This is a genomic window from Streptomyces sp. NPDC055243 (assembly GCF_044544025.1).
GTDB lineage: Bacteria > Actinomycetota > Actinomycetes > Streptomycetales > Streptomycetaceae > Streptomyces.
Genome location: NZ_JBITWR010000014.1, coordinates 228361 through 236040, shown reverse-complemented (window position 1 = coordinate 236040; position 7680 = coordinate 228361). Strand labels below are relative to the sequence as shown.

The following is a 7680-nucleotide window of genomic DNA, read 5'->3' as shown; positions in this document are numbered from 1 at the left end:
CGCGCGGGGGGTTCTGGTGAGGTTCGTGTTGCTTGTGGGGGGGGGGTTGGGGGGGGGGGGGGGGGGGGGCCGGCCGCGCGCGCCCCCCCCCCCCCCCCCCCCCCCCCCCCCCCCCACTGCGGAAGAACCGCCGAGTGTCAGAGCTTCTCGATCACGTAGTCGATGCACTTGGTGAGCGCCTCGACGTCAGCCGGATCGATCGCCGGGAACATCGCCACCCGCAGCTGATTGCGGCCCAGCTTGCGGTACGGCTCGGTGTCCACGATGCCGTTGGCCCGCAGCGCCTTCGCCACCGCCGCAGCGTCGATCTCGTCCGCGAAGTCGATCGTGCCGATGACCTGCGACCGCTTGGCCGGGTCCGTGACGAACGGCGTCGCGTACTTGGACTCGTCGGCCCAGCCGTACAGCGCCTGCGACGACGCGGCCGTGCGGCCGGTCGTGAACTCCAGGCCGCCCTGGCTGTTCATCCACTCCAGCTGCTCGGCGAGCAGGAAGAGCGTGGCGAGCGCCGGGGTGTTGTACGTCTGGTTCTTGCGGGAGTTGTCGATCGCCGTGGGCAGGCTGAAGAACTCCGGGACGTGCCGGCCGCTCGCGTGGACGCGCTCGGCACGCTCGATCGCCGCCGGGGAGAACGCGGCGAGCCAGAGGCCGCCGTCCGAAGCGAAGGACTTCTGCGGGGCGAAGTAGTAGACGTCCGTCTCGGCGATGTCGACCGGCAGGCCGCCCGCGCCGGAGGTGGCGTCCACCAGGACGAGGGAACCCGCGTCCGCGCCGGCCACCCGCTTGATGGGGGCCGCGACGCCGGTCGAGGTCTCGTTGTGCGTGAACGCGTAGACGTCCACACCCGCCTCGGCCCGCGGCTCCGGGTGCGTGCCCGGCTCGCTCTGGATCACGGTGGGCTCGGCCAGCCACGGGGCCAGCTTCGAGGCCTTGGCGAACTTGGAGGAGAACTCGCCGAAGCTGAGGTGCTGCGACTTGTTCTCGATGAGGCCGTGCGTCGCGACGTCCCAGAAGGCGGTGGAGCCGCCGTTGCCCAGGATCACCTCGTACCCCTCGGGGAGGGAGAAGAGGTCGCGCACACCCTCGCGCACCTTGCCGACCAGGTTCTTGACCGGGGCCTGGCGGTGGGAGGTGCCGAGCAGAGAGGTACCGGTGGCGGCGAGCGCGTCCAGCGCCTCCGTGCGCACCTTGGAGGGGCCCGCGCCGAAACGTCCGTCGGCGGGCTTGATGTCAGCGGGAATCTGGATCTCAGCCACGAGGTGAGCCTAGCGGCTCGGGGCGGGCCGTCTTCGGGGTGTCCGTCCGGTGAGACCGCCACGTCACCCGCCGTGGACGGCGCGGGGCTCCGCCCCGGGCTCCGCCCCGGACCCCGCTCCTCGATCGCCGGAGCGGCCGGATTTCCGGCGAAGCCGGAGGGGATGCAGGTGGCCAGGGGGATTCGGGTAGGGGTGGGACCGGGGAAAGGAACGGCATGAGCGATCACGGAGACCTGGAGCGCACCCTGCGAGACGCTGTGCGGGGGGAGGTCGACTTCTCCGTCACCGCGCGGGCCCTGAACACCATGGACGCGTCCAACTACCGGCGCGTGCCGCTCGGCGTCCTCGCCCCGCGCGACGCGGACGACGTGGCGGCGGCGCTCGCGGTGTGCCGGGAACGCGGGGTGCCCGTCGTCGCGCGCGGCGCCGGTACGTCCATCGCCGGGCAGGCGACCGGCACGGGGCTCGTCCTCGACTTCACCCGGCACATGAACCGGATCGTGTCCCTCGACGCGGAGTCGCGGACCGCCGTCGTCCAGCCGGGGGTGATCTGCGACGACCTGCGGGGCGCGGCGTCCGCGCACGGCCTGACCTTCGGCCCCGACCCGTCCACCCACAACCGCTGCACCCTCGGCGGAATGATCGGCAACAACTCCTGCGGATCGCACTCGGTCGCCTGGGGGACCACCGCCGACAACGTCTCGTCCCTTTCGGTCGTCGGCGGCGCGGGCGCGCGGCTCGCCCTGGGGCGGGGCTGGTCCGGCGCGCCGGAGGGCCTGCGTGCTGTGGTCGACGGCGAGTTGGAGCTCTTGCGCACCGGCTTCCCGGACCTTCCGCGCCGCATCTCCGGCTATGCCCTGGACGCCCTGCTCCCCGAGCGCGACGTGGACCTGGCCCGCGCGTTCTGCGGGTCGGAAGGCACGCTGGGCGTGGTGACGGAGGCGGTCGTACGCCTCGTCGACGCGCCGCGCGCGCGTGCGCTCGCGGTCCTCGGGTACGCCGACGAGAGCGCGGCGGCCGAGGCCGCGGCCGGACTGCTGCCGCACGGCCCGCTGACGGTGGAGGGGATGGCGGCCGATCTCGTCAAGGGAGCGCGCGGGCTGCCCAAGGGCGGCGCCTGGCTGTTCGTGGAGACGGGCGGCGCGAGCGAGGGCGAGGCACGCGCGCGTGCGGAGGCGATCGCGCGGGCGGTCTCCGGGGACACGGTGGACTCGGTGGTCGTGACGGACCCGGCGGGGCAGCGCGCGCTGTGGCGGGTGCGCGAGGACGCCAGCGGGACGGCGACGCGGATGCCGGACGGCAGTGAGGCGTGGCCGGGCTGGGAGGACTGCGCGGTGCCGCCGGCCCGGCTCGGCGCGTATCTGCGGGACTTCAGGGGGCTGCTGGCCGACCACGGCCTGCGCGGCACGCCGTACGGCCACTTCGGGGACGGCTGCATCCACGTACGCATCGACTTCGACCTGATGAGCGACGTGGGAGTGCGGCGCTTCCGGCGCTTCTCGGAGGATCTGGCGGAGGTCGTGGTCGCGCACGGGGGTTCGCTCTCGGGCGAGCACGGGGACGGCCAGGCGCGGGCCGAGCTGCTGCCGAAGATGTACGGGGCTGAACTCGTCCGGCTGTTCGAGCGGGTGAAGGGGGTGTGGGACCCGGCGGACCTGCTGAACCCGGGGATGCTGGTGCGGCCCGCGCCGCTGGACGCGAACCTGCGGTTCGACCCGCTGCCGCGCAAGCCGGTGGACGTGGCCTTCGGCTACCCCCATGACGGCGGGGACTTCTCGGCGGCGGTGCGCAGGTGCGTGGGCGTCGCGAAGTGCCGCACGGCGTCGCCCGGTTCGGGCGGGGGCGTCATGTGTCCCTCCTTCCGGGCGACGGGCGAGGAGGAGCACTCCACGCGGGGGCGGGCGCGGATGCTGCACGAGATGCTCGCGGGGGAGGTGGTGACGGACGGGTGGCGCTCGGAGGAGGTACGGGACGCGCTCGACCTGTGCCTGTCCTGCAAGGGCTGCCGGTCGGACTGTCCGGTGGGCGTGGACATGGCCACGTACAAGGCGGAGTTCCTGCACCACCACTACGAGGGCCGCCGGCGTCCCGCGGCGCACTACGCGATGGGCTGGCTGCCGCTGTGGCTGCGGCTGGCGGACCGGACGCGGACGGCGGGCGTCGCCAATGCGCTGGCGAGGGTGGGGGTGCTGGCGTCGCTGGCGAAGCGGTGGGGCGGGATCGCGCGGGAGAGGGAGATTCCGCGGCTGGCGGGGGAGTCGTTCCGGCGGTGGTTCGGGGGGAGGGGGGCTGCTTCGGGGGGTCCGGCGGTGGTGCTGTGGCCCGATACCTTCACGGATCATCTGTCGCCGGGGGTGGGGCGGGCGGCGGTGCGGGTGCTTGAGGACGCGGGGCTGCGGCCGGTCGTACCGCCGGGGGACGTGTGCTGCGGTCTGACGTACGTGTCCACGGGGCAGTTGGACCGGGCCCGCGCGGTGATGCGGCGCACGCTGGAGCGGATGGGGCCGCTGCTGGATTCGGGGGCGCTGCTCGTGGTGCTCGAACCGAGCTGTGCGGCGGCGTTGAAGACGGATCTGGTGGAGCTGATGGGGGAGGGCGGCGGGAGCGACGGGGGTGACGGGGGTGACGGGGGTGACGGGCGTGCGGCTGAACTCGCCGGTCGCGTACGGACGTTCGCGCAGGCGCTGGAGGAACTGGCCCCGGAGTGGTCGCCGCCGCGGATCGGGCGGGCGGTGGTGGGCCAGATCCACTGCCACCAGCACGCGGTCCTCGGCGACGGGGCCGAGCGCCGCCTTCGGGAGAAGGCGGGCCTGGTGGGCGAGTTGAGCGGGGGCTGCTGCGGGCTCGCGGGGAACTTCGGCTTCGAGGCGGGGCATTACGAGGTGTCGGTGGCGTGCGCGGAGGAGCAGTTGCTGCCGGCGGTCAGGTCGGCGCCGTCCGACGCCGTGGTCCTTGCGGACGGCTTCTCCTGCCGGACGCAGCTGGAGCAGTTGGGGGAGGGGGTTCGGGGGCGGCATTTGGCGGAGGTGTTGGCGGAGGGGCTGGGAGAGCGCTGAGCTGCGCTGGGCTGCGCTGGGCTGCGCTGGGCTGGGGCGGTGGTGACTTCCCTGCCCCGCGGCTTCGGCGGCTCGGCAGCCTGCGGCGCCGCCTCGTGCCAACCACTTGCCCTCACCCCGCTGGGCGCCAAGCCCGGGATACCGGCTCCGGCCACGGCTCACGCCCCGGCCCACGGCAGCGACGCCCCGGCAGCCTGCGGCGCCGCCTCGTGCCAACCACTTGCCCTCACCCCGCTGGGCACCAAGCCCGGGATACCGGCTCCGGCCACGGCTCACGCCCCCGGCCCACGGCAGCGGTGCCCCGGCAGCCTGCGGCGCCGCCTGGTCCCCACCCGCCCGCCCCCTCCTAGCCGGGTGTCGAGCCTTCCGGGGGAGTGGTGTGGTCGATCGGGGCTCGGGGCGTTGCTGTGGCAGCAGTGCCCCGGTGCCGTGCGGCCTCGACCCACCCACCCGCCCTCACCGAGCTGGGCACCCGCGCCCGGTCATCGGCTCCGGCCATGGTTCGCGCCTCCCGGGCCCTGCGGCAGCGGTGTCCCGGCAGCCTGCGGTGCTGCCTGGTCCCCACCCACCCGCCCCCTCCTAGCTGGGTGTCTCCCCGGCCGTGGGGCCGGACGTAGCACTGGTGCACCCTGCTGTCAGGCGTCCGGCGTGCCGGGCCCGGACTCGGGGTGCTGACCCGTGGCAGCGGTGTCCCGGTAGCCTGCGGCGGCGCCTCGCCTCCACCCACCCGCCCCCTCCTGGCCGGGCGCCTGGACCCCGGCTCCACCCGCCCGGTCGGGCAGCCGGTTGGGGCTGTGGCTGGGGCAGTTGGGGTTCGGTAGCGGCAGGTTGGTGTCCCTGGGGTGTGACGGCGCCCCGGACCTTTGCTTTGGTGCGCCTGTGGTGCGTTGGGTGCCGGGGCCGCCCGGTTGTCCCGAGGTTGGCGGTTACGGGACGGGAGTCAAGGGCGCTCCTGCGTCGCGTCGGCTGCGCCGATTGCGCTGCGCTCCACCCTTGACACCCGTCCCTCCACCGCGCGAGGGAAGACGACCGGACGGCCCGAAGGGCGGGACTCTCGACCACTCCCGCAGGGCCGTGGGGTCTCACTGCCGGGTGCGGACCGGATCTTCTGGGGTGGCCGCAAGGGTGTGTGGTGCGCGGTCGCCCCGGGGATCGGTGCCGGTCTCGTCAAGCGGCTGACCACCGGACCGGCGGCTGGCGCACCTACTTTGCAAAGTTGTGTTCTGGCGGGAGGGGGGCGCGTGAGTTGTGTAATGCGCCTTCTTGAAATTAGGTGCCGGGCCCCCCGGCGGCAGGCTTCCCCCCGGGGCCGCGACTCTCTTGCAGGTCAGCGTGCAATCCAGCCCTCTCGTCGGCCAAGTGAGCGGAGCGCAGGGCTTTGAAGGTGAGCCAAACCGTCTTGCCCACGGAGTGCTCCGTCACTCCGAAGTCGTCGGCCAGTTCGTGGACCAGGTGCAGGCCTCGCCCGGTGCAGTCCTCTGTGGTGGGGTCCGACGCCACGGGGTGGCCGTCGCCGCTGTCCCGGACTGCTACGCGTAGGTCGGTGCCGTCGATCGCGAGGGCGAGTTCGAAATCGCGGCCCGTAGGGACCCCGTGCAGGACGGCGTTCGTGGCGAGTTCGGAGACGCAGAGCCGGATGTCGTCGTGCCGGTCGGTGATGCCCCAGGTGGTGAGGGCGCCGAGGGCGAAGGTGCGGGCCGCACCGACGGATCTTGGGGATCGGGGGAATCGCTGACGCTGTGACAGGTGCACAGTGAACCACCGCCTTGTGCCAGGGGGTTGTACGATGGGGCAGGACCGTACTGCTATTCACGAATAGCAGCAAGGTTGGGCCAAGGCGCCGACTCAGCGTGAGTTGGCTACGGTACGAACGCGGTGCAGTGCGGCAAGGAGTTCTTCGGCGTACGGGAGTTCACGATGAGCAGCAATGGCGACTGGGTCAGCACGTCGATGCCGTATCTGACGCCACGGGACCGGGAGCGGCCCGACGCCTGGGGTGCTGAAGCGGCCGCGCGGGGGCGCAGGGGGACCCAGCGCATCGTTCAGGCCGGTGAGGTTCCGGCGCCGCGCGAAGTGGCGGAGCTGCTCGGGGTGGTGGAGGGGGAGCCCGTGATCGGTCGGCGGCGGGTCATTGAACTTGATGGTGAACCCAATGAGTTGACGGATACGTACTATCCCGTCGAGATCGCCCGGGGCACCCCGCTCGCCGCCACGGCCAAGATCCCGGGCGGTGCGGTCACGCTGCTCGCCGAGCTCGGGTACACCGGCGTCACCGTGCGTGAGGACGTCACCGCCCGTATGCCGGGCGAAGAGGAGCGGGCGGTTCTGCGTATCGGGGACGTCCCCGTTCTGCGGCTGGCCCGGGTCACCCTGGACGGGGAGGACCGTCCCATTCAGGCCGACCTGATGACCATGCCCGCCGACCGTCAGCGCCTGCGCTACGAGATCAGGATCGGATGACCGTGCCCCGTACCGACGCCACCGCATCCGACCGCCGCGCTCTGCACGAGCGCATCGCCGCCGACGTGCGGGACGAGATCATGAGCGGGGAGCTGGCACCCGGCGCCAGGCTTCCCTCGACGACGCAGCTCAAGTCAAGGTTTGACGCGTCGAGTGCCACGGTGCAGAAGGCGCTGCAGCTGCTCAAGGACGAAGGGCTGGCCGTGGGGCGCGCGGGCTCGGCGGTGACCGTCCGCGAGCACCGGCAGCGGACCTTGCGCCCTGCCGCGTACATGGCCCCGGCCGGAGGCGGCGAGGCCTACCGCTGGCTCACCGAGGTCGCAGAGGGCGGCACGAGCCCCCGCAGCACGCTGATGGACGTCGCGGAAGTGGTTCCACCGGCGGATGTGTCGGCGGCGCTCGGGCTCGCTGACGGTGGCACGGCCGTCCTGCGACGCCAGCTTCTCTCCATCGACGGCGAGCCGGTGGAGCTGGTGGCCTCCTACTACCCGGTGGGAATCGCCGAGGGCACCGCGATCACCGAGCGGCGAAGGATCCGAGGCGGTACCCCGGCCCTGCTGTCCGACCTCGGCTTTCCGCCTCGCCTGAGTGTCGACCGCGTCTCCGCGCGCGTGCCGACGCAGGAGCAGTACACGGCTCTCCAGCTGCCCGGCAACCTTCCGGTGCTGCGCACCCTGCGCGTCGTCTACAGCGACGACGACCTGCCCATCGAGGCATCGGTGATGGTCAAGTCCGGCCACCTCTATGAGCTGCGGTACGAGTTCACGCCGGCGTGAGTCGTTGCGTGAGCCGTTGATCGAGCAGCCTCGCCGCCCCGGCATGTGGACGTCGTTTGCGTACAGCAGTGAAATGGCTCCACAATCCTGACGTGGTCTACTACCTTGGACGGGGTAGTTCAGGTGAGTGGA

5 protein-coding genes are annotated in these 7680 nt (G+C 72.6%); 3 read left to right on the top strand and 2 right to left on the bottom strand.

Annotated elements, in window-relative coordinates; all coding sequences use genetic code 11:
• Positions 1-137: 137 nt before the first annotated feature.
• Complete coding sequence (serC, locus tag ACIGXX_RS33615; RefSeq protein ID WP_351162616.1) at positions 138-1256, bottom strand: phosphoserine transaminase; 1119 nt, start codon at positions 1254-1256, stop codon at positions 138-140.
• Between the two features lie 215 nt (positions 1257-1471).
• Between serC and ACIGXX_RS33610 the strand changes: the two genes are divergently transcribed.
• Positions 1472-4312, top strand: coding sequence for an FAD-binding and (Fe-S)-binding domain-containing protein (locus ACIGXX_RS33610; RefSeq protein WP_399981341.1), 2841 nt, complete (start codon positions 1472-1474; stop codon positions 4310-4312).
• Between the two features lie 1269 nt (positions 4313-5581).
• Here ACIGXX_RS33610 and ACIGXX_RS33605 read toward each other — a convergent pair.
• Positions 5582-6064: an ATP-binding protein gene (locus tag ACIGXX_RS33605; protein WP_399981338.1), complete on the bottom strand. Its 483-nt coding sequence runs from the start codon at positions 6062-6064 to the stop codon at positions 5582-5584.
• Between the two features lie 165 nt (positions 6065-6229).
• Between ACIGXX_RS33605 and ACIGXX_RS33600 the strand changes: the two genes are divergently transcribed.
• On the top strand, positions 6230-6772 hold the full coding sequence (locus ACIGXX_RS33600) for a UTRA domain-containing protein (RefSeq protein WP_351162623.1): 543 nt from the start codon (positions 6230-6232) through the stop codon (positions 6770-6772).
• Entirely contained in the window at positions 6769-7548 is a 780-nt protein-coding gene (locus ACIGXX_RS33595) for a GntR family transcriptional regulator (protein ID WP_399981333.1), read from the top strand. Before ACIGXX_RS33600 ends, ACIGXX_RS33595 begins: the two co-directional genes overlap by 4 nt.
• The last annotated feature ends 132 nt before the right edge of the window (positions 7549-7680 follow it).

Excerpts from the sequence above, each read along its gene's own strand:
- ACIGXX_RS33610 (WP_399981341.1), top strand. The coding sequence starts at position 1,472 with ATGAGCGATCACGGAGACCTGGAGCGCACCCTGCGAGACGCTGTGCGG.
- ACIGXX_RS33600 (WP_351162623.1), top strand. The coding sequence starts at position 6,230 with ATGAGCAGCAATGGCGACTGGGTCAGCACGTCGATGCCGTATCTGACG.
- ACIGXX_RS33595 (WP_399981333.1), top strand. The coding sequence starts at position 6,769 with ATGACCGTGCCCCGTACCGACGCCACCGCATCCGACCGCCGCGCTCTG.